The 22,887-nt window shown below is 60.8% G+C and carries 21 protein-coding genes; all 21 read left to right on the top strand.

The window, feature by feature from the left end:
- Positions 1-51 precede the first annotated feature (51 nt).
- The 21 genes from AC6LKD_RS06895 to AC6LKD_RS06795 all read left to right on the top strand — a co-directional run bounded on the left by AC6LKD_RS06895 (position 52) and on the right by AC6LKD_RS06795 (position 22,878).
- Positions 52-873, top strand: a complete 822-nt coding sequence (locus AC6LKD_RS06895; RefSeq protein ID WP_498115636.1) for an alpha/beta fold hydrolase — start codon at positions 52-54, stop codon at positions 871-873.
- Positions 779-1,174, top strand: a complete 396-nt coding sequence (locus AC6LKD_RS06890; protein WP_498115635.1) for a hypothetical protein — start codon at positions 779-781, stop codon at positions 1,172-1,174. The genes AC6LKD_RS06895 and AC6LKD_RS06890 overlap by 95 nt, the downstream gene beginning before the upstream one ends.
- An 11-nt stretch (positions 1,175-1,185) precedes the next feature.
- Positions 1,186-2,025, top strand: coding sequence for a DODA-type extradiol aromatic ring-opening family dioxygenase (locus tag AC6LKD_RS06885; RefSeq protein ID WP_498115634.1), 840 nt, complete (start codon positions 1,186-1,188; stop codon positions 2,023-2,025).
- Between the two features lie 22 nt (positions 2,026-2,047).
- The gene (locus AC6LKD_RS06880) at positions 2,048-2,392 is read left to right on the top strand and encodes a non-heme iron oxygenase ferredoxin subunit (protein ID WP_498115633.1); all 345 of its coding nucleotides are present in this window, start codon (positions 2,048-2,050) and stop codon (positions 2,390-2,392) included.
- A gap of 13 nt (positions 2,393-2,405) precedes the next feature.
- Complete coding sequence (locus tag AC6LKD_RS06875) at positions 2,406-3,809, top strand: aromatic ring-hydroxylating dioxygenase subunit alpha (RefSeq protein ID WP_498115632.1); 1,404 nt, start codon at positions 2,406-2,408, stop codon at positions 3,807-3,809.
- The gene (locus AC6LKD_RS06870; protein ID WP_498115631.1) at positions 3,806-4,357 is read left to right on the top strand and encodes a 3-phenylpropionate/cinnamic acid dioxygenase subunit beta; all 552 of its coding nucleotides are present in this window, start codon (positions 3,806-3,808) and stop codon (positions 4,355-4,357) included. The genes AC6LKD_RS06875 and AC6LKD_RS06870 overlap by 4 nt, the downstream gene beginning before the upstream one ends.
- 2 nt (positions 4,358-4,359) lie before the next feature.
- The gene (gene hcaB / locus AC6LKD_RS06865) at positions 4,360-5,196 is read left to right on the top strand and encodes a 3-(cis-5,6-dihydroxycyclohexa-1,3-dien-1-yl)propanoate dehydrogenase (RefSeq protein ID WP_498115644.1); all 837 of its coding nucleotides are present in this window, start codon (positions 4,360-4,362) and stop codon (positions 5,194-5,196) included.
- Positions 5,197-5,291: 95 nt separating this feature from the next.
- The gene (locus tag AC6LKD_RS06860) at positions 5,292-6,257 is read left to right on the top strand and encodes an NAD(P)H-dependent flavin oxidoreductase (RefSeq protein ID WP_498115630.1); all 966 of its coding nucleotides are present in this window, start codon (positions 5,292-5,294) and stop codon (positions 6,255-6,257) included.
- On the top strand, positions 6,250-7,029 hold the full coding sequence (locus tag AC6LKD_RS06855; RefSeq protein WP_498115629.1) for a 2-keto-4-pentenoate hydratase: 780 nt from the start codon (positions 6,250-6,252) through the stop codon (positions 7,027-7,029). The genes AC6LKD_RS06860 and AC6LKD_RS06855 overlap by 8 nt, the downstream gene beginning before the upstream one ends.
- Positions 7,030-7,206: 177 nt before the next feature.
- Complete coding sequence (locus tag AC6LKD_RS06850; protein WP_498115628.1) at positions 7,207-8,160, top strand: acetaldehyde dehydrogenase (acetylating); 954 nt, start codon at positions 7,207-7,209, stop codon at positions 8,158-8,160.
- Between the two features lie 17 nt (positions 8,161-8,177).
- Positions 8,178-9,191, top strand: coding sequence for a 4-hydroxy-2-oxovalerate aldolase (gene dmpG, locus AC6LKD_RS06845; protein ID WP_498115627.1), 1,014 nt, complete (start codon positions 8,178-8,180; stop codon positions 9,189-9,191).
- Positions 9,192-9,195: 4 nt separating this feature from the next.
- Entirely contained in the window at positions 9,196-10,248 is a 1,053-nt protein-coding gene (locus tag AC6LKD_RS06840; RefSeq protein WP_498115626.1) for an FAD-binding oxidoreductase, read from the top strand.
- Positions 10,249-10,369: 121 nt separating this feature from the next.
- Positions 10,370-10,879, top strand: coding sequence for a nuclear transport factor 2 family protein (locus tag AC6LKD_RS06835; RefSeq protein ID WP_498115625.1), 510 nt, complete (start codon positions 10,370-10,372; stop codon positions 10,877-10,879).
- 197 nt (positions 10,880-11,076) lie between these two features.
- On the top strand, positions 11,077-11,811 hold the full coding sequence (locus tag AC6LKD_RS06830; protein WP_498115624.1) for an FCD domain-containing protein: 735 nt from the start codon (positions 11,077-11,079) through the stop codon (positions 11,809-11,811).
- Positions 11,812-12,220: 409 nt separating this feature from the next.
- Positions 12,221-13,900 (top strand): DUF1302 domain-containing protein, encoded by a 1,680-nt coding sequence (locus tag AC6LKD_RS06825; RefSeq protein ID WP_498115623.1) that lies wholly within the window; start codon positions 12,221-12,223, stop codon positions 13,898-13,900.
- A 13-nt stretch (positions 13,901-13,913) separates the two neighbouring features.
- Complete coding sequence (locus AC6LKD_RS06820) at positions 13,914-15,269, top strand: DUF1329 domain-containing protein (RefSeq protein WP_498115622.1); 1,356 nt, start codon at positions 13,914-13,916, stop codon at positions 15,267-15,269.
- 37 nt (positions 15,270-15,306) lie between these two features.
- The gene (locus tag AC6LKD_RS06815; protein WP_498115621.1) at positions 15,307-16,410 is read left to right on the top strand and encodes a WD40/YVTN/BNR-like repeat-containing protein; all 1,104 of its coding nucleotides are present in this window, start codon (positions 15,307-15,309) and stop codon (positions 16,408-16,410) included.
- Positions 16,407-18,824 (top strand): efflux RND transporter permease subunit, encoded by a 2,418-nt coding sequence (locus AC6LKD_RS06810; RefSeq protein ID WP_498115620.1) that lies wholly within the window; start codon positions 16,407-16,409, stop codon positions 18,822-18,824. Before AC6LKD_RS06815 ends, AC6LKD_RS06810 begins: the two co-directional genes overlap by 4 nt.
- Before the next feature lie 42 nt (positions 18,825-18,866).
- Entirely contained in the window at positions 18,867-19,793 is a 927-nt protein-coding gene (kce, locus tag AC6LKD_RS06805) for a 3,5-dioxohexanoate:acetyl-CoA acetone transferase (protein ID WP_498115619.1), read from the top strand.
- Positions 19,794-19,853: 60 nt separating this feature from the next.
- A complete protein-coding gene (locus tag AC6LKD_RS06800) occupies positions 19,854-20,453 on the top strand; it encodes a malonic semialdehyde reductase (RefSeq protein ID WP_498115618.1) in 600 nt (199 codons plus the stop codon).
- Positions 20,454-20,505: 52 nt separating this feature from the next.
- Positions 20,506-22,878, top strand: coding sequence for an FAD-dependent monooxygenase (locus tag AC6LKD_RS06795; protein WP_498115617.1), 2,373 nt, complete (start codon positions 20,506-20,508; stop codon positions 22,876-22,878).
- Positions 22,879-22,887: the final 9 nt, after the last annotated feature.

The following is a 22,887-nucleotide window of genomic DNA, read 5'->3' as shown; positions in this document are numbered from 1 at the left end:
GGGCCTGATTTGATTTTTACCATACACATACGTATGTGTATGGAGAGACGCATGAGTGCAACGACGAGCGTAGGTAGGAAGTTGACCGCCGCAGGGCATCGGACCCATTACTTTGATGTGGGGCAGGGCAAGCCATTGTTCTTGCTGCACGGGTCTGGGCCGGGTGTGTCGGGTTGGACCAACTGGGGGGGCGTTATGGACCAGCTTGGCCAAACGTTCCGGGTGATCGTTCCCGATATGGCCGGCTTCGGATTCACCGAGTTCAAGGAAGACTCCAAGTACGACATCAAACTCTGGGTGCGGCACTTGCTGGGCATCATGGACGAGTTAGGAATCGACCGCGCCTCCTTTGTTGGCAACTCGTTTGGCGGCGCGTTGGCGCTCGGCCTGTCGACATCGAATCCTGACCGCGTGGATAGGTTGGTGCTGCTGGGCACGCCAGCTGGGGAATTCATACAGACGCCCGGGTTGCGATCAGCCTGGGAATACGAGCCGTCGCTGGAGAACATGGAGCGTACGTTGCGTCTGTTTCCCTATGAACAATCCATCATCACCGCGGAAATGATCCAGGCGCGCTTCGATGCCAGCGCGCGGCCCGGTGCGCAGGACGCGCTGCGCAAACTGATTCCCCGGCCGAATCCGGACGGTCCCACCATGGTGAAAGGCTTTCCCGCGCATACCGTCGCGACGATTCAGGCGCCCACACTGGTGCTGCATGGTCGCGAAGACCGTGTTGTGCCGGCCGCCTGCGGCGAACTGTTGGCTCGCTCGATTCCCAATGCGGATCTGCATCTTTTCGGGCGTTGCGGCCATTGGGTGCAGACCGAAAGACGCGCCGATTTTCTGCGGCTGGTGTCGCATTTTTGCGCGTGACGCTATGAGCCGAAATGTGCTTGAGCGGGTGCTACACCAATTGACCGTGGATCGGACTGCAAAACAGCGCTTTCGCGAGGATGCTGAAGGCTATCTGAAGCGCTTCGCGTTGACCGAGACGGAGCGACGGATGATTTGTGGCTTCGATGTGCTGGCGCTCCAGCAGACGGGCGTCAATCCGATGCTGACCATGGGCTTCTGGCAGGAGCTGGCCCCTGAGCGTGACATGCGCGCATATGTGCGCAAGCTGAGCCCTCTGGGCGCTATCGAAACGCCGTACAGCGCGGCCTTGAAGCAATAGGCGAGAGATAAATGGGTCAAATCGTAGGGGGATTCCTGGTGCCGCATGATCCGGTCATGTTCGTGGCGCCCAACGCGCCCGAGCTTGCGGTCAGGGAGCGAATGTGGGGGGCATTCCGTCAATGCGCGGAGCGCCTGAAGGCGTTGGCGCCGACCAGTGTGGTAATCGTCGGCGCGGATCACTACATGCTGTTCGGCACGGCATGCCTGCCGTCGTACCTGATCGGTACCGGCGACGTGGATGGTCCGCTGGATGCTATGCCGGGCCTGGCTCGCGGGGTGATCCCAAATAGCGAACCGCTGGCTGCGCATATTGCTGAGCATGGGCACGCCAGTGGATTCGATTGGGCGGTGGCGCGCGCCTTGACGGTGGATAATGCAATAGCCATTCCGAACCAGCTGCTGGTGCAACCCTTGCGCGATTCCGGCCTAACGGTGGGCACGATCCCTGTCTATTTGGCTGCCGGCGTGGACCCATATATCCGCATGGCGCGCGCCGTGGATGTTGGCCGGCAGATCCGCATGGCGGTCGAATCGTTTCCCAGCCCAGAGCGCGTGGTCGTGATCGGCAGCGGCGGCATCAGTCATTGGGTGGGGACAGCGGAGATGGGGCGGGTCAACGACGAATTCGACCAGGAGGTCCTGGAGTATGCGGAGCGCGTGGACCTGGGCGCGATCAGTGCACTCAGTGACGACTACATCCTGGCCAACGGCGGTAACGGTGCAATGGAAATCCGAAATTGGGCTTGTGCGCTTGGCGCGCTTGAAGGCGCTCGAGGTGAGGTGATCGCCTATGAGGCGGTGCCCGAATGGGTGACCGGGCTCGGGTTTGTGCAGCTGCATTTGCGGTGAGACGGGCGAGAGAAGAATGACCATGAACAAGAAGGTATTCCTGATCCGGCGCGACGCATTGCAACCGGGCGAAGTTCGAAAAGTGGAAACTGACGGCTGTCCATTGGCGGTCTACAACGTGGACGGCGTGTTTTACGCGACGCGCGACACATGCACCCATGCCACAGCGTCATTATCAGAAGGCGAGATCGTCGATGGCGACCTGATCGCATGTCCAGTGCATGACGGTCTTTTCCACATACCGACTGGCCAGGCGGTGGGATTTCCCTGCGTGGTCGACCTGCAGACTTTTAAGGTGATCGAAGAGAACGGTGAGATTTACGCCGACCTCGAGCACGCCTCTGACGCTGCCTCTTCGATGATCTGACAAGGAGACTGTGATGACACACGATTGCGCTGGAAGCTGTGGCCGTTTGCGCAAGGACCGTATAAGCGAACCCTTGGACGGACTGGATCGACTAATCGACTTGGACGCTGGCCGCCTGTCCCGCCGGGTCTATTGGGACAGTCGCATCTATGAGCAGGAGTTGGAAAAGATCTTCTCCCGCAGCTGGCTGTTTCTGGCGCATGAATCCCAGATTCCGAAGGCTGGGGACTACGTCACCGCCTACATGGCGGAAGACAATGTGATTGTCGTCCGGCAGAAAGACGGCTCGATCAAGGCATTTCTCAATACCTGCCCCCATCGTGGCAACAAGATCAACTTTGCAGACGCGGGCAATGCCAGGAGCTTCATCTGCAACTATCACGGATGGAGCTTCGGTATCGACGGCGAGCTGCGCGGAATGGCGGGGCAGGAGTTATTCGAGGAGAGTGGCATGAACCGGGACGAGCACGGTTTGCATCCCGTCGCCCAGGTGGCGAGTTACAAGGGCCTCGTCTTCGGAAACATGGATGCCGAGGCTCCGTCGCTGCAATCCTATCTGGGGGATTTCCGCTACTACCTCGACGTCATGCTGGACATGGACGGAGAGGGAACCGAGTTCGTCGGTGGTTGCGTGAAGTCTGTGATCAACTGCAATTGGAAGGTGCCGGTGGAGAATTTCATCGGCGATATCTACCATGCCCTGTGGACGCACGATTCCGCGGCCCGTGCGATGTTGGGCGGCCCAGTCGCGGAAGTCTACAAGAATCCAGATTCCTATCACGTCAATTGCAATGGGCATGGCTGGGAGTTCAACCTTGACATCGTTGGCAACGCGGCCACGCTGGGCGACAAGGAAATCCGCAAATATCTCTACCGCATCCAACCCGAGGTTGCACGGCGTCTGGGCGAGGTCCGGTCAAAAATGATCGGGTCCATTTCGTCGGCCGGCGTGTTTCCCAACCTTTCATTCCTCCCCGGCCAGAACACGTTCCGAGTGTGGCATCCGCGCGGACCAGGAAAAATCGAATTGCACACCTGGACGTTGGTCAATAAGAGCGCGCCGTCGGACATCAAAGAGCGGTGGCGCAAGGGCGCAATGATGACATTCTCGCCCTCTGGAGTCTTCGAGATGGATGACGGTGAGAACTTCGAATTCTCGACCCGAACAAACGCCGGATTCGTAACTAGACAGCAAGATCTCTATATGGGGCTGGGGCGAGGCACACGTATGGAGGATAGCGGCTTGCCGGGCAATGTCTACCGGAACCAGGTGAATGAGGCGAACCACCGGGCCTTCTACCGGCGTTGGTTGGATCTGATGCGGGCCCGCTCGTGGCATGACGTTCCCCAGCGCGACCCCGCGCGGTTACCGGAAACCGCGTTCCAGCACAGCGTCAACGCCCAGGAGGCCGCATGAGCGCGCATTCGGATTCTGTCTTCGGACGGCAGGCGGGCGAAGCTGTCGATAGGGACACCAGCCGTCGTATCGAGCAGTTCCTGTATCGGGAGGCGCGTCTTCTCGACGCCGAGCTTTGGGAGCAATGGCTGGACCTGATGACCGAGGATATCCACTATTGGATGCCGGCTATCGAAAACCGTCGCCGCAGCGGCGGGCTGGGCGCCTATGCGCCAGGCGGCGGTGCCTATTTCGACGACTGTCATCTTGATCTGGAACGGCGCGTCGCGCGCTACCAGCAACCGTCGGCCTGGGCGGAGGATCCTCCAACCCGTCACGTGCATGTCATCAGCAATGTGGAGGCGTTCCGGGGGCCGTCCAGCGGCGAATTGATCGTGCATTCCGTCTTTGTCAACTACCGCAGCCGCGGCGAGGCGGACAACGACCTGCTGCTGGGTCGGCGCGAAGACCTGCTGCGCGAATACGGCGAGGATTTCCGTATCGCCCGGCGCAAGATCGTCATCACGCAATCGTTGCTGATGTCCAAGAACCTCAATACTTTCCTGTGACCATGGGCTGGCTAAATGATGATGTCGCATTGATAACCGGTGCCAACTCAGGCATCGGGCTGGCCGTCGCTCGGCGTTTCCTGGCCGAGGGCGCCCGGGGAATTGGCGCGCTGGTACGCAGCGTCGCCGGTGCCGAGGCGCTGCGCCGGGAGTTCGGTGAGCGGATCGCAGTAACGGTGGGAGACGTGCGCTCGGGACAGGCCAACGCGGACGCAGTGGACGCCACGTTGACGGCGTTTGGCAAGCTCGACACACTGGTAGCGAACGCTGGCGTATGGGATCACTTCGCGCCGTTGACTAGATTCGGCGATGTAGAACAACTGGTGGAAACCTACCATGAGGTGTTCGACGTCAACGTGCTGGGCTATCTGCTTGCCGCGCACGCCGCCGAACCGGCGCTTCGAGCTACCCGGGGAAGCATGATATTCACCTTGTCCAATGCTGCCTCTTACGCAGGCGGTGGCGGACCGGTATATGTGGCGTCCAAACACGCTGGCGTGGGGCTGGTCCGGCAACTTGCCTACGAGTTGGCGCCGGACATTCGCGTCAATGCGGTTGCGCCTGGGGGGACGGTCACGCCGCTGAAGGGGCCAGTTGCGCTAGGCAAGCAGGATGCGCGCCTGTCCGAGCTACCCGGATTCGGCGAAGCCGCGGCGGCCGCTGTCCCGCTAGGCTTCGTTGCCCAGCCGGAAGATCATTGCGGGCACTATGTCCTGCTTGCCTCGCGCGCCAATTCTCCCGCTACCACTTCCGCCATTGTGCAAAGCGATGGAGGTTGGGAGGTGCGCGGCAGGCCGGCGCGCCGGCCGAGGTCGGCGACGGAGGCAGGTCAAGCATGACTGCCTTCCCGTCTTCCCCGCAAGACCGAGCCGGCGCCCACTCCGCATTGCGACGGATCTTTGCAGACGCCCGCCTGCCCGTAATGGCTGCGCCCATGTTTCTGGTGTCCGGTCCGGAACTGGTCTGCGCGAGCCTCAGCGCGGGCATTGTCGGAACGTATGCCGCGTCCAATTCACGCGATGTAGACGCGCTCGACGCTGCCCTGGCACGGATAAGCGCGCACGCGGCCGATTGCGGCGCGGCATGGGCCCTCAACCTGATCGTGCACAGCAGCTATGACCGGTTCGACGCCGAAATGGCGCTGGTTCGGCGGCATCGTCCGAACATCGTCACCACCGCGCTAGGCAATCCCCGGCGTGTGCTGGATTCCGTGCACGAGTATGGCGGCATGGTGATGGCCGACGTGATTACGCCGACGCTGGCGCGCAAAGCCATCGACGGTGGCGTAGACGGTTTGGTGCTAGTGACCAGTGGGGCAGGCGGACACACCGGAAGCTTTCACCCGTTCTCCTTCCTTGAAGAGGTCCGCCGCTTTTGGGATGGCCCCGTCGGTCTGGCGGGTGCCATCTCCAGTGGCTTGCATATCCACGCGGCGAAATTGCTCGGGGCGGACTTCGTTGTGGTGGGAACTCGGCTGATAGCGACCCGCGAGAGCATGGCGTTGCCGGCCTATAAGGAGCTGCTGGTGAGCTGCGGCATGGAGGACCTGCAACTGTCCAGCGCGGTTTCCGGCGTGCAGGCGAACTGGCTTAAGCCGACCCTTGCCGCTGCGGGATTCACGCGCGAACAGCTGAAAGAGGAAAAAAAGATCGATTTTTCCGGTCACATCATCGCCGCGCCGAAAGCCTGGAAAAACGTGTGGTCGGCAGGGCACGGCGTGGGAGCCGTCGATGCGGTGGCGACGGTCTCGGAAGTAGTCGCCGACTTGGAGACGGGATATATGGCGGCGTTGCGCCATGGGGCGGACACCGCTTTGGCCCTGATGGAGCGTCGTGGCCAGCCGCTGCGGTCAGACATGGGCGATAGGCAACTTGAAGAGAAGGGGAATAGGTATGGATAGTAGTCCTGTGCACCGCGCGGCTGACGCGCTTCACGAGGCGCGTCGCAGTCGAAGGGTGATTGCTCCAATATCGGAGACCTTCGGCATCGAAGGTCCGCTTGCGGCATACGAAGTTGCCGCGGTCAATACGCGGCGGGCGCTGAACGAAGGCCGTCTGATCAGCGGCAGAAAAATCGGCCTGACGTCTGAGGTCGTGCAGCGGCAGCTAGGCGTCGATCAACCGGACTATGGTGTGCTGTTTGCCGATATGGAGTATGTGTCGGGCGCCAATGTACCCGTGAGCACCTTGATGCAGCCCAAGGCGGAAGGCGAGGTGGCGATGGTGCTTGGCCGTGATCTGGGGCCAGGCCTCACCTGGGGACGTTTCCTGAATTCCATCGAGTACGTCCTGCCGGCGATCGAGATCGTCGACAGTGCCATCCGCGATTGGCGCATCACCCTGGCGGACACCGTGGCTGACAATGCATCATGCGGCCTATATGTGCTGGGCACGGATCCCAGGCGTCTGACGGACCTGTCGCTGCGCGACTGTTCCATGCGCTTTCAACTTGGCGGCGCGACCATGTCCGAAGGATCCGGCGCGGCCTGCCTGGGGCATCCTCTGCACGCTGCCTGGTGGCTCGCAAGCAAGATGGCCGAGCTGGGCGAGACGCTGCGCGCCGGCGACGTGGTGTTGTCCGGTGCGCTCGGGCCGATGGTGCCGATTACGCCAGGCGCCAGCCTGCATCTGGAGGTGGGTGGACTTGGGACGGTGAGTTGCCAGACTGACTGACCGGAGCACGGAGTTCCCACCGCGATAGCGGGTAAGGGAGATCTCCGACAAGAGGTACGTCGACGAGCGAGCCTGATGGATGGACGGCCCAAGGATGTACCGCAACTCTTTTCCGATCAAGGCTCCGCTATTCAGCCGCGCCAGGCGCGATGACGTTTCCCAATACAGGAATTCACCATGACACGAAAAATCAAAGCCGCCATTATCGGCTCCGGAAACATCGGAACCGACCTGATGATAAAGATACTCCGTACCGGCCGTCATCTTGAGATGGGGGTCATGGTCGGGATAGATCCTGCCTCGGATGGCCTCAGTCGTGCCGCTGGCCTGGGCGTGGCCACCTGCGCGACTGGCGCGGCCGGTTTGGCCGGGATGGCGGAGTTCGCCGATATAGGCATTATCTTCGATGCCACGTCGGCAGCAGCCCATGCCGAAAACGACAGAGTGCTTCGCGCGCGCAAACCGGGCATCCGGATGGTTGACCTCACGCCGGCGGCCATAGGCCCGTACTGCGTTCCGGTAGTCAACCTGGATGCGCAGCTGGACGCCTTGAATGTCAACATGGTTACCTGCGGCGGCCAGGCGACGATCCCTGTCGTGGCGGCCATCGCGGCGGTTGCACCCGTGCACTATGCCGAAATTGTCGCTTCGATTTCCAGCCGCTCGGCCGGGCCCGGCACGCGCGCCAACATCGACGAATTCACCGAAACGACCTCGAGAGCTTTGGAGGCCGTCGGGGGCGCACGGAAGGGCAAAGCCATTATCGTACTGAATCCCGCCGAGCCTCCGCTGCTGATGCGCGACACCGTCTATACCTTGTCCGCGCTTGCGGACACGGCGCGAATCGAGTCCGCAATTGACCAGATGGTCGCGCGCGTCCAGGCCTACGTGCCAGGGTATCGCCTCAAACAACGGGTGCAGTTCGAGACGTTCGACGAGCGCCACCCGCTTAATGTGCCAGGAATCGGCATGATGGCCGGGTTGAAGACTTCAGTGTTCCTGGAAGTGGAGGGGGCTGCGCATTACTTGCCCGCGTATGCGGGCAACCTCGACATCATGACATCGGCCGCGCTCGCGGCCGCCGAGAAACTTGCCGGACGCGAGTTGGCCGCGTCCGCCGCGCTTGCCTGATTTGCAGGGACCAAGTAATGAATCGAAAGCTCTATATTTCCGACGTGACGCTGCGTGACGGCTCACATGCCATCCGCCATCAATACAGCATCGCGCAGGTCAAGCTGATCGCGCAGGCGCTTGACGCCGCGCGGGTGGACTCGATCGAGGTGGCGCATGGCGACGGCCTGCTAGGGTCGTCGTTCAATTACGGCTTCGGCGCGCATACAGACTTGGAGTGGATTGCGGCGGCGGCCGAAGTTGTCTCGTATGCCAAAGTGGCCACCTTGATGTTGCCCGGCATAGGCACCATTCACGACATACGTGCGGCTTATGACGCTGGCGCTCGGGTACTGCGCGTAGCCACGCATTGCACGGAGGCCGACATCTCGCGCCAACATATCGGATACGCGCGAGAACTCGGAATGGACGCCGTCGGTTTCCTGATGATGAGCCACATGACGACGGCTGAGAGCCTCGCCCGGCAGGCCAAGTTGATGGAAAGCTATGGCGCTGACTGCGTCTACGTGGTGGACTCCGGGGGCGCCCTGACCATGGATGGCGTACGTGACCGCTTCCGGGCATTCAAGGATGTGCTCGATGCGCGCACCCAGACCGGCATGCATGCGCACCACAATCTGAGTCTGGGCGTGGCCAATTCAATCGTCGCGGTGGAGGAAGGGTGCGACCGCATTGACGCGAGTCTGGCAGGAATGGGGGCTGGCGCGGGCAACGCGCCGCTCGAGGTCTTCATTGCCGCAGCTGATCGCCTGGGTTGGAATCACGGCACTGAACTCTATCGCTTGATGGATGCTGCCGACGATATCGTGCGGCCCCTGCAAGGCAGGCCGGTGCGGGTGGACCGCGAAACCTTGGCGCTCGGCTATGCCGGAGTCTATTCCAGCTTTCTGTTGCATGCGGAGGCTGCGGCGCGGAAGTACGGTCTGAAGACTGTCGATATTCTGGTCGAGCTGGGCCGGCGTCGAATGGTGGGCGGTCAGGAGGACATGATCGTCGACGTGGCGCTCGACCTGAAAGCGCGGGCCGCGTAGCGTCATGGCGACGCACCAACCAATACCGGATGCGGGCGATCCAGGCGCGCACCGGGTGACTTTCGTGCCGGCAGGCGCGACGCTGGCATGTCCGCCAGGGATGACGATCCTGGATGCCGCGATGGCCGCCGGCTATTTTCCGAGGCATAGCTGCAGGCGTGGAGAATGCCAGGCCTGCGCGGCTCGGCTATTGGAGGGATCGGTTGCTTATCCCGCCGGCTTCGAGCCGGTGGGCCTCGGGCCTGGCTACTGCCTAACCTGCATGGCGGCTCCGGATGGCGATGTCGTGATCGACGCGCCGGAAGTGTCGGCTGAGCCGGGGAGAAGAATTACGCAGTTCGGCGCTCGCGTCGTTTCGAATAGCCGTGTCGGGTCCGATGTCGCGGTCGTGAGGCTGCAAGCGCCGGCCGCAGCGGAGTTCAGCTTTGCCGCAGGCCAGTATGTCGACGTCATTCTGCGCGACGGGTCGCGTCGCAGCTATTCGATGGCCAATGCGCCGGACGGGGCGGGAGTCATCGAGTGGCACGTGCGTGCCATGCCGGGAGGGCGATTTTCCCAGCATGTCTACGACACGCTCAAAACGCGCGACCTGCTGCGGGTGGAGGGGCCGTTCGGCAGCTTCCACCTCTCCCAGTCCAATCTCCCAGTCATTCTCCTGGCTTCCGGCACGGGCTATGCACCCATCGCGGCAATGCTGAAATCGCACGGCGCGGAGCTGGCTGCAAGAGGCGCAACCCTGTACTGGGGGGGGCGCCGGCAGGAAGACATTTATGCCTGGGACGAAGCTGCGGAGCTTTGTGGCCGATACGGGAGTCTACGTTTCGTGCCTGTCTTGTCGGAGCCTGGCGGCGACTGGAGTGGCAGGGCCGGCATGGTTCACGAGGCCGTATTGCAGGACTTCCAGGATCTGGTCGGATATGAGGTTTACGCCTGCGGAAATCCGTTAATGATCGATGCTGCGCGAACCGCGTTTGCAACAGAGAGAGGTCTGCCCGCGGCGGCCTTCTTCAGCGACGCTTTTGTCATTGCGCCTGCCTCGTCTCGGGGCGGTGGCTGACAACCCGATGCAAGGTGTTGCCCGGTGCTCGGTGTCGGACGCGACGCAAGCGCGCAGGCAACGGATCTCCACTTTCAAGGTCGGGTGCCTTCACCCGGCCGTAGCACGCTAAGGAAAAACAATGAAGTCTCTATCGCACCCAACGCAAGGCAATGAATTGAACGACCGCTCCGCGTCGGCCCCTGGTCAAACTGGTTTCGAGACATCCTGCGCCCGCCTATGCATTGAGTTCGCTAATGCTCTGGACGCCGGTGAATACCAGCGCGTCGTGGACGTTTTTACGGCGGATGCCGTCATTGTGGCGCCCACCGGGGAGGTAGTGCGCGGAAGGGAGGCGATCCTTGCGTCATTGAACGCCAGGCCATCGATGGTGACTCGGCATTGCTGCAGCAATATCAGCGTAACGCTGAACGACGACGGTAGCGCCACCGGCATTTGCTATGTGGTTTGCTTCAAGGCGTTCGGCGCGGATGCCGCGCGCGGGGGCTTGCCCACGCCAGCGCCCATCGTTGCGGACTACCACGATACGTACGTGTTCACGCCGGCGGGCTGGCGCATTCGCGAACGGCGCATCGCGATGATTTTCGACCCACAGCAGGAATTTGAGCAGGCGGCGGTCGGCGCTCGCTAGGCAGGGTGAGCAGCCAGGTGCGTGTGATACGGGTTCTGATCTGGCATTCGAATTTATCGATTTATTTTAACGAAAAACCATAATATTGTTTTATTGACATTAAATGTTAGATAAGCGATAGTTCGTGCCGCCGCTATTCGGCGGTCTCGCAACCGTCGGCGCGCCTTGTGCGCGCCGCAAATCCAAGCCGTACATATATGGGGACTGCCGAGCTGTCTTCGTCTTCGTCCAGCAGCCTGACGACGCTGGCGTTCCAGCGTTTGCGGGCGGACATCGTCACGGGGGCTTTGTTACCCGAGCAGCGCTTGCGGATACAGGCGCTGGGCATACGCTACGAGATCGGAGCTACCGCTATCCGCGAGGCGTTGTCGCGCCTTACGAGTGACGGACTCGTTGAGTTCCAGGAGCAGCGTGGCTTCCGCGTGGCGCCAGTGTCGCGCGAGGAGCTGCAGGACCTTACCCAAACGCGGATTGATCTCGACTGCATCGCGGTGCGCCGCGCGATCGAACGGGGCGGGCTTGACTGGGAGTCCAACGTCGTCAGCAGCTATCACCGGTTGTCCAAGACGAAGATTCCTACCTCGCCGGAATTGTTTGACGACTGGCTGATCGCCCACTCAGCGTTCCACGAAGCGCTGCTCGCGGGGTGTGAGTCACCCACGACCCTGCAGCTTTGCCGGTTGGTGCGCGAAAAATTGGCACGCTACCACAACCTTTCCCTGCGCAATACCAAGCTCGAGGACAGGGACACGCTGGCCGAGCACAAGCAACTCGTCGACGCGGTCATTGCCAGGGACGCTTCGCTCGCGCAAAAGCTAATCGCGGAGCATTTCGGCAAATCAGCCGAACTGGCGCTCTTGGCATTCGACCAGGCATTTCCTTCTCGCGAGGCGCTGACCCGCGAGAAATCCGCAAGGCGCGCCCAACCCTGACACGCTGAGGCGCGCTGGCCGCGTCCTGATATCGATCTCAGGTCGCCGCAAGGCTGTCCGGACGTTCAATCGTTCAATGCAACCCATGTCTGGTGTGGTTGCACTGCTTCGTAAGCTTCCTCTATCCCATTCGCTTTCCGTTGATCTCATGTGCCCTGGCGCAGGGGCGCGTGCCTGCACGTCAGGAGCATCGCCTCGCCTCACATGCAGAAAATGCATGCTATTCATTTTTATCGATTTTTTATGTTGACAATCCATAAAAAGATATTTACCATATAAAAACGTTGATCGTATGTGGTTCTGGATTTTTGCTTCCAGAGCATGCGGCGGCGAAAAAAGGCGATGTAGAGCGCCTTGAAAAGGCTGCGGAAAGCGGTCACGCGTCCGAGCGGCGCGATAGAGGAGACAAATGGGACACAAAACGCTGGCGGCGACCAATCGCCGTGCATGCCGACGCCTTGGCGCGTTCCAAGGAGGGGCATTGGCCGTGGGCGCCGTGTTGGCCTTGCCCGCGCAAGGATTCGAAATTGATGTTGGAAATCCCGACGTGACGGCGCGTTGGGATACGACCGTCAAGTACAGCAATGCCTTCCGTTTGAAATCTGCGTCGCCTGCGCTGCTTTCCAATCCGAACAATGACGACGGCGACCGCAACTTCGGGCCCGGGCTGATCTCGAACCGGATGGATGTGTACAGCGAGATGGACGTCATGTGGCAGCGTCGCTTCGGCATGCGTCTGAGCGGGGCGGCTTACTACGACAGCATCTACAACGAATCGAACGACAACCCAGGGTTTGGCGGCGGGGCATTCCCGAACCAGACTTCCGTTCCGTACAACCGTTTCACCCATGCGGCGCGCGTCAACCAAGGGCGCAACGTCGAACTGCTAGATGCTTTTCTGTTCGGCAAGTTCGATCTGGAGAACGGCACTGCGACCGTGCGCGCGGGTAAGCATTCGCTGATCTGGGGCGAGAGCCTGTTCTTCGGCGGCAATGCCGTTGCAGGGGGGCAGATGCCGATAGACGCGGTGAAGCTCGCTTCCGTGCCGGGGACACCATTCAAGGAGGCGATCCGACCGGTACCCCAGATTTCAGGGCAGATCCAGCTAGGGCCGCAACTATCGGTGGGTGCCTACTACCAGTTTCAGTGGGCAGCCAGCAGAGTGCCGTTCGCGGGTACTTACTTTTCGGACAACGATATCGCGGCCGGCAGCGAAAACATGCTTCTAGGTCCAGGCGTGCCGCCGGCTCGGCGGCTTGCCGATGCTCGAGGAAGAAACTCTGGCCAGGGCGGCCTGCAATTGAAGATGCGTGGGGACGAAACCGACTATAGCCTCTTCGCAATCCGCTATCACAGTAAGACGCCGCAGGTCATCCCCGTCCTGGGCATGACGGCACAGGGGCCGACGCCTTCGGGGTACTACCTGGCCTATCAAGAAGCGATCACCGCCTTCGGCGCCAGCGCGAGCAGGACGTTCGACAACTTCAACATCGCCATTGAAGGCTCGATACGGCACAACCAGGACCTCGCCACCAACCGCGGCGTCGACACCAGTGCCTTCACTGATGCGCCAAGCAGCAACAACCGCGGCAATCCAGCATATGCCGTGGGCGATACCGCGCACATCAACGTTTCCACGATCGCCTCCTTGCCTGCAACTTCGCTGTGGCGCGAGGCGAACCTGACGGCAGAGGCCGCCTGGAACCGGGTGATGAAGATCACGAAAAATCCGGATGCCGCCGATGCCAGGGGAACCCGCGACGGTTTTCAGATCCGCTTTGTGCTTGAGCCCATGTACCGCAACGTGTTTCCCGGGGTCGATATCAGCGTGCCGATAGGCATGAGCTGGGCGCCGGCGGGGTCCCGCCCTCTGGCAGCAGGAAGCCCGTCGGCCTGGACGCCCGCGGGAGGCGGCGACATGAACATCGGCATTAACGCTAGCTTCCGCGACGTCTGGCGATTCACGCTGGCCTACACGCATTACTACGGGCCCTCCTCAACGTTCATGAGCACAGATGGATCGTTCGGTTGGCAGCAGTCCCTTAAAGACCGTGACTTTATTGCCGCCTCTCTGCGCTATTCCTTCTAATTGGAGATACACCATGAAGTCGATGCAGTTCAAATCCGCGATGATACTGGTGCTGTCGCTAGCCGACGGCGCTTCGTTCGCTGCCGCTTCCGAGCAGGAGGCGGCACAGCTCAAGAGCACGCTGACGCCGCTGGGCGCGGAACGGGCGGGCAACCAGGACGGGAGCATTCCCGCCTGGACTGGCGTGCCCACTCCAAATGCTGATATCGAGCAGGGACGCAGGCGCGATCCATTTAGCGACGAGAAGCCGCTGTTCTCGGTGGACGCCAAGAATATGGCTCAGTACTCGGATCAACTGACGGAGGGGACCAAGGCGCTGCTGAAGAAGTACCCCGAGACATTTCGCATCGATGTATACAAGACTCACCGGACGGCGATCGCGCCGCAATGGGTCTACGACAACACGGCGCGGAATGCCATCAACGCGAACCTCAAGGATGGTGCCGCTGGACAGTTCCCGGAAGGCGCCTATGGTGGCATCCCATTCCCGATTCCCAAATCAGGTATCGAGGTCATGTGGAACCATCAATTGCGCTGGCGTGGCGATGCCTGGTACTTCGAAGCCAAGGGGTATCAACTGACGTCAGACGGGACATGGATCAATGTGCTCGATGCGGAAAACTCCATGTGGATGCCGTATTACGCGCAAGCGCCGGACAAGTTCAACAACGAGTACTACATGATTCGCTCGTTGACGAAGGGGCCGGCCATCCGCGCCGGAGAGGCCATCACCGGGCGCATGAACCTGGACGAGTCCAGATCCACCACCTGGGTGTATCTGACCGGACAGCGCCGCGTCCGGAAACTGCCGAATTCGTGCTGTGACACGCCGACGCCGTTCTCGGCCGGAATCGCCAGTTTCGACGAAGTGGGCGTGTTCACGGGCCGTCTGGACCGGTTCGATTGGAAGCTGGTTGGCAAGAAGGAAATGTACATCCCGTACAACGCCAACAGGATCATGCAGCCAGCCACGGACCGCGAGCTCTTGAGTCCTCAGCACATCAATCCGGACTACGTCCGATGGGAACGCCATCGCGTGTGGATCGTGGAGGCTGAACTGAAGAAGGGCGAACGCCATACCTCGCCGAAGAGCCGCTACTACATTGACGAAGATAGTTGGAATGCTGTCATTGCGGAACGGTACGACGCCAGCGGCCAACTGTCGCGCGTGCCGTTCGCGCTGCCCATGGTGATGTCGGATATCCCTGCGACCGAACAGGTCAATTGGGGCGTGTACGACCTGACTAACGGCGCATCTTATGTGACGGGTTTCGCCAACGAGCGGCGTGGCATGTATGTGCCGAAGTCATCGCAGTTCCGCGACGCCATGTTCACGCCTGACGCAATGGCTGCAGAGGGAGTGCGCTGACGCGGTCGGCCTCGGCTTGACAGGCGATGCGTGGACCATGATGAACAAAAAAAGCTATTGGCGGAGTGCCATCATGCTGGGGTTTGCGGCGCTGGTCGCCGCTGGAGTCCACGCTGAGCCGGCATTTCCTGCGTTGAACCGGCCGGCATTGCCGGTCAAGACGTTGGAGCGGAGCGCACTGCAGGCTGCGGCGCTTGCGGGCGACCGCGTAGTCGTGGTGGGCGAGCGGGGAATCGTCGCCTTGTCCGATGACGGCGGCTTGCATTGGCGCCAGGCGCGCCAGGTTCCCGTGAGTGTGACTCTAACCGCAGTGCAGTTTGTGAGCGTCCGTGAGGGATGGGCCGTGGGACACGGTGGCGTCATCCTGCGCACCATAGACAGCGGAGAAACCTGGACGCTCGTGACGGACGGCCGCAGGCTGGCGCGCGCCGCGCTTGAGGCTGCGAATCTGCGCGTGCGCAACTATCCGCAAGACGAGGCGGCGGCAAGACAACTGAAGGCGGCTGTGGCGCTCGTCCAAAATGCTGACAACAGTCCCTTTCTCGATCTGAACTTTGTCGACGCGACGCACGGCTACGTGGTGGGTGCCTACGGATTGTTTTTCGAAACACGCGACGGCGGCGTGACGTGGCTCCAAGCCATGGACAGGATGGAAAACCTAGGCGGGCTGCACCTTTATGCCGTCCGTGCCCATGGCAGGGACGTGTTTATCGCGGGAGAGCAGGGGCTGATGCGACGATCTCAGGACAGTGGCCACACATTTCAAGTCGTGTCTAGTCCGTATGAAGGAAGCTGGTTCGGCCTGGCGCTTTCTCGCAATGGGCTGGTTGCGGTCGGCCTGCGGGGCAATGCCTTTTATTCTCAGGACGACGGCCAGACTTGGTCCCGCATCATGGGTGCGCCACCCATGTCGCTGCTGGCGGTGGCTCCTAAGGATGATGGGACGGTTCTGATTGCGAGTCAGGCGGGGCAAGTGTTCGCCAGCCGAGATGGCCTCGCTATGGTGCCGCTCGCTGCGCCGTCGCTACCGCCCTTATCGGGGGCGATGTCATTGCCGGACGGTGCAATGCTTGCCTATGGTACGGGAGGCGTCGTGCGTCTGCCGCTGCAGTCGATAGATTTTGTGAGAGCGCGTCCGTGAATCCAGATTCCTCCTTTGTCTTACCAGTTGTGCGGGATCTGTCCAAGTTCGACTCGACTTCCGGATCCTGGGCCGAACGCGCGCTGTTCAACCATCGGCGCATCGTTGTATCGCTGTGCGTGCTTGTCACGCTGCTTCTCGGCTGGCAGGCGAGCCATTTGCGGTTGACGGCGAGTTTTGAGAAAAGCATCCCGACATCGCATCCGTTTGTGGCGAATTTCCTGAGTTTGGAGAAGCAGCTCTACGGTTTGGGTAATGCTATCCGGGTGGCGGTGGAGAATCCCCGAGGAACCATTTACGATCCAACGTATCTTGAAACCCTGCGCGAGCTCAATGATGAGCTCTATCTGCTGCCTGGCGTCGCGCGGCAGGGGCTTCGTAGTCTCTGGACGCCCGCCACCCGCTGGACTGCAGTGACCGAGGACGGTCTGGAGGGCGGCCCTGTAATTCCTGATGGCTATGACGGCTCTCCAGGCAGTCTGCAGCGGCTGGTCGCGAATGTCGCCCGTTCGGGAGAGATCGGCCAGATCGTCGCCTTCGACGCGCGCTCCAGCTTGATATTCGTTCCCTTGCTCGACAAGGACACCAACGGCATACCTTTAGACTACCGGCGTGTTTCGCAGGCGCTGGAGGATTTGCGCGAAAAGTACGAACGCAAGGGCGTGGCTATCCATATCACAGGGTTCGCCAAGCTTGCGGGGGACATGATAGAAGGCGTCCGCTACCTATTGGGATTTTTCGTGTTCGCGGTGCTGATCGCAGGCGGTATGGTCTTGTGGTACACGCGTTGCGTCCGCTCGACCGTGTTGGTGGTGACCAGTTCGCTAATCGCCGTAGTCTGGCAGCTCGGCTTACTGCCATTGTTGGGGTACTCACTCGATCCGTATTCCATTTTGGTTCCGTTCCTGGTGTTCGCCATTGGCATGAGCCATGGGGCGCAGAAGATGAACGGAATCATGCAAGACATCGGCCGCGGCACGCACCGTCTGGTCGCCGCGCGTTACACGTTTCGACGCCTGTTTCTGGCTGGACTGACCGCGTTGCTGGCCGATGCGGTGGGCTTTGGCGTGCTTCTGGTAATCGATATTCAGGCGATTCGGGAGCTTGCGATAGCCGCGTCGGTTGGCGTAGCTGCACTGATTTTCACCAACCTAATTCTGTTGCCTGTATTGCTGAGCTACACCGGCGTTGCCGAAAAGGCGGCGGCGCGCAGCCTACGGACGGCAGATGGCGCGCCACCAGGGCAGGCCCGAGCGCCGCTGTGGTCCTTCCTGGACAGATTCACCCAACCGCTTTGGGCTGGCGGGGCGCTTGCCGTTGCGGTCGTAACGCTTGTTTTCGGAGTAGCCCTCAGTACCCAACTGTCCATAGGCGACGTGGATCCTGGCGCACCGGAATTACGACCCGATAGCCGCTATAACCGCGACATCCGATTCATCAATGCCGCCTATGGCGCCTCGAGCGACGTCCTGGCAGTAATGGTGCGCACGCCGCAGGGGCAGTGCACTCGGCTTGAGACGGTGCAGAAAGTGGATGAGCTGGAATGGCAACTGCGCCAACTGGACGGCGTGGAATCGACCAATACGCTGGCTTTGCTCAACCGCCGCATGCTGACTGGCCTGAACGAGGGAAATCCTAAGTGGTACGAACTGATGCCCAGTCAGGACAGCATCAACTCGATCACAGCAAACGCTCCGCGCGGCCTGTACAACGACGCCTGCAGCCTGTTGACTGTCTACGCGTACCTGAAGGACCACAAGGCGCGGACGTTGTCGGAAGTGGTGGACTATGTTGAGCGCTTCGCTGGCCGCAACAATACGTCGGAGGTGCAGTTCCTGCTGGCGGCGGGCTCGGCGGGGATCGATGCCGCCACGAACATCGTGGTGCAGGACGCCTGGCGCAAGATGCTGTGGTTGGTCTATGGCGCGGTCGTGCTGCTGGCCTATGTGGCGTTCCGGTCGTGGCGCGCGGTGGCGGTGGCGGTGCTGCCGCTGGTGCTGACGTCATTCCTGGCCGAGGCACTGATGGTCGCGCTGGGAATGGGCGTGAAAGTCGCCACGCTGCCCGTCATCGCGCTGGGCGTTGGCATCGGCGTGGACTATGCCCTATACATCCTGTCGGTTCTGCAGACGCGGTTGCGCGAAGGCATGAGCTTGTCCGAAGCCTATTACCGGGCGCTGCTCTTCACCGGAAAGGTCGTGATGCTGACTGGTGTGACGCTGGCGGCTGGGGTGGTGACCTGGGTGGCCAGCCCGATCAAGTTTCAGGCGGACATGGGGATCCTCCTTGCGTTCATGTTTCTGTGGAACATGCTGGGCGCATTGCTGCTGCTGCCCGCGCTGGCGTGTTTTCTCCTGCGGTCGGCCCCCCCAAGAAAGCAGCCGACGATCCAGATCGCGGACGCCAAGTCCTGAGCGGCCGATAACTGCATACCCAACCCTTCAATGCGAGCCCTTATGCCCAGAAAAGTCATCATCACGTGCGCCGTGACAGGTTCGATTCATACGCCAACGATGTCGCCGCATCTGCCTGTCACGCCGATGGAAATCGCCGAGCAAGCCATCGCCGCTGCCCGAGCGGGCGCCGCCATTCTGCATTTGCACGCGCGCGATCCCGCAGATGGAAAGCCAACTCCGAGTGCAGCGGTGTATCGGCAGTTTCTGGAGCCCATCCATGCCCAATGCGATGCCGTCATCAACATTACCACCGGCGGTGCGCACACAATGAGCCTGGAGCAACGTCTGGAAGCGGCATTGACGTTTTCACCAGAAATGGCCTCGTGCAACGTTGGTTCGCTGAACTTCGGCTTTTTTCCCATTCTGGAGAAAGTGAAGGAGTGGCGCCATGCCTGGGAGCCCGAGTACCTGGAAGCGTCGCGCAATGCGATCTTCCGCAACACCTTCGGTGATATCGAGCAGCTGTTCGAGCGGCTGGCCAAGCCGCTGGGAACCCGGTTCGAGTTCGAGTGCTACGACGTGGGGCATCTCTATACGCTCAAGCATTTCGTCGACCGCGGCTTTGTCACGACGCCATTTATCCAGTTTGTCTTCGGGATACTGGGCGGTATCGGCGCCGATCCCGAAAACCTGACACATATGAAGCGGATTGCCGACAAATTGTTCGGCGACGATTACCGTTGGTCCGTGCTTGGGGCAGGCCGCCATCAGATGCCGCTTGTGACGCAAGCAGCGCTGATGGGCGGGAATGTACGTGTCGGATTGGAGGATTCCCTGACGGTGGGCCCGGGCAAGCTGGCGCGCTCCAACGCCGAACAGGTGGGCATGATTCGCGATGTCCTCGAGCGGTTGGGATTGGAGATCGCTACGCCGGCAGAGGCCCGCGACATGTTGGGATTGAAAGGCCAGCGCCAGGTTGCGATCTGATCCTTGCTGAACGGGGTGGTATCCAGCCCCCGTATTGATTACCTTTGAAAGAGATATTTTGTGACTGCAAACACGCTACACAATTTCGCCGATCAGATGTTCATAGCGGCGCGCACGACAAACAAGTTCCAGGGCCGCGAGGTGGACGAGTCCGTGTTGCGACGCCTCTACGATCTCTATAAATGGGGGCCGACCGCAATGAACTCGCAGCCGGCGCGAGTGGTTTTCGTGCGCAGCGCTGAGGCCAAGGCCAGGTTGGCCAAGACGCTCATGCAGGGCAATGTCGAGAAGACGCTGCTGGCACCGGTCACCGCCATTATTGCCCGCGACAGTCAGTTCTTCGAACATCTGCCTGTTCAGTTTCCGGCCGTGCCGAACGCCGAAAAGTTATTTTCGTCGAATGAGCAACTCGCACGGGATACAGCGACGCGCAATGCAACGCTGCAGGGCGCGTATCTGATCCTAGCGGCACGCATGATCGGTCTTGGAGCAGGCCCCATGAGCGGTTTCGACTCGCAAGCGCTCGATCGGGAGTTCTTCCCGGATGGCCGATTCAAATCTGACTTCCTTGTGAATCTCGGATATCCCGAGTCCGCTCCTGCTGGGAACTATCTGCGCGGGCCCAGATTGGCGTTCGAAGAAGCCACGCGCATCGCTTAATGGGCGCGTGTCTGTTGGATTCTTTGTCGGTTTCTTGATTGAGGTGGAGACAATGAGCATTTCTAACGAAAAAAAAAGAGTCGCGATCGTTGGCGCTGGGCCGGCTGGCCTGATTACTGCAATTCTGTTGCGCGAGAAAGGCATTGAGGCAACGGTATTCGAGCGGGCTGTGGAAATCGCCGCTCTTCCGCAAGCGCATGTGGTGAATACGCGCACGTGCGAGATACTGCGAGAGCTGGATTTGTTTGAAAAGATGGCCGCCGCGGCGTCGCCGGAAGAGAGATTGCGGTGCGTGACATGGTCGTCGGAACTGGCGGGGACGCGGTTCGGACGTCTGATGATCGAAGGCACCGCCGAGCAGAAGGCATTTCGGCGCCTAGCAAGTCCGGTTCGTACTCTGAACATGGGGCAACATGTATTCGGCATGGTCTTGCTGGAGCGCTTGCGCGCAATGGGCGGAGATGTACTGTTCGGGCAGCAAGTGTTGGATGCTGCGATCAATGGCGCCAAAGGGATCCTAACTTTGCAGGGTCCTGAAGGCCGGACACGTACCGAAGCGTTCGACTACGTCCTGGCCTGCGACGGGGCGAGCAGTGTGGTGCGCAAGGCGCTTGGGATCGCCATGCAGGGACCTCCCTCCATAGCGCGGTTTGCTACCTGCTATCTAAAGGGAGACCTCAACCGCTACCTGGGCGAGGATACTGGTCCCGTTCACTTTATTGCCAATCAGGATGCGCCGGGAATTTTCGTGTCCTACGACCTGGATCAGACTTGGGCGCTCATGTGTGTGATGCCGCCCGATGCCGCGCGCGAGGACTACTCGGGAGAGGTCATGCTCGAACTGGCGCGGCGGGCGATCGGAGATTCGGAGGCCAAGCTGGAACTGATCAGCACAAGTTCATGGAACATGAGCGCGCAGGTAGCCGCCGAGTTTCGCCAAGGGCCGTTCTTTCTTGTCGGTGACTCCGCGCACCGGTTCCCGCCAACGGGAGGGCTGGGATTGAACACGGGTGTGCAGGATGCACACAATCTGGCGTGGAAACTGGCGATGGTGCTGAAAGGCAAGGCCGACGACGAGTTGCTAGACACGTATGGAAAAGAACGAGCGCCCGTGGCGGCTCGAAATTGCGCGCACAGCGTCGAGAACTTCCAGAAGTTGCTGCTGGTGCAGAACGCAACTGGCGCGCAGTTCCTGGTTCCCGCCGATGCATCGGTCGTTCAGCGTGCGCCTGCCGTGCGCCAGGAGTTTGGCTTGGACGACGACTCCGGACAGGGCATGTCAAAGCGGCAGTTGATCGAGGCTGCCATAGCTGCCCAACGGCCGCATTTCGATGCGCTGGAAGTGGAGATTGGCTATTGCTATGTCGGGCAGGGCCCGCGCTCGCACGGTCCAGGGGGCGAATATGCGCCCGTGCTGCGGACGGGAACGCGGTTGCCTCACGTCTGGCTAGATGATGTGGAGCCACCCCGGCGGTCCAGCCTGGATGTTTATAGCAAGGATCAATACACGCTGCTGCTTTGCGGTGTGCGCGAAGGCGATGGATCTGGACGGAAGGCGCTCGCGCAAGCGGGGATTGGCTTGGTCCATTTGAGCGTCAGCGGGGAGGGGAAAGTGGGAATGCGAGAGTTTTCTCCCGGAAGCGCCATTCTGGTCCGGCCGGACGGCCACGTGCTATGGCATGGCCGGGCGGACGCCGAGAACTTTCACGAAGCCGCCATTGAGGCGGTACGGCAGTATCCAAAAACTGGCGGCTCGGCCGCGGCTGCGAGCACAGACTTTCTCAAAATGATGGAGATCGCAATGAACTCTGATAAATCCTGCCCCACGGCGAACGCGCCCGCCCATGCTTCGGGAGGCATTCGGCCGAAGAAGCTGGCGCATGTAGTCTTGCGCTCCGATGCGCGGTTCGACGCAATGTGCGATTGGTATCAGGACTTGCTAAGCGCGTTTGTGGCGCACAGGGACAACATGACGTGCTTCATGACGTTCGACTCCGAGCACCACCGGCTCGCTGTCGTGCGCGTGCCCGGTATGGTTGAGCGGCCTTCTGGCGTCGTGGGCCTGGAGCACATCGCTTTTACGTTCGAGTCGCTTTCGGATCTGCTCGAAACCTACGCTAGGCTCAAGGCGAAGGGCGTGGTTCCAATCTTGACCATCAATCACGGACCGACCATGTCCATCTACTACGAAGATCCCGATCGAAATCGCGTGGAGATGCAGGTCGACAACCAGAAAACCATCGAGGAGTTCATGGAGTTCGTCAAATCGGGCGCCATGGACGCCAATCCGGTCGGCCAGGAGTTCGACGCTGATGACATGCTGGGAAAGCTGAGGGAGGGGATACCTGAGCAGACGCTCACGCGTTACCCGGTGCCGCCGGCGCCCGTGAATCCGGCAGTGATGGAAATTCTCTATCGGAACTGATGCGTGCAA

The organism is Achromobacter sp. D7-1, assembly GCF_059760445.1.
Note: the sequence above shows the minus strand (reverse complement) of the source record. Positions and strands in the feature narration are given on the sequence as shown.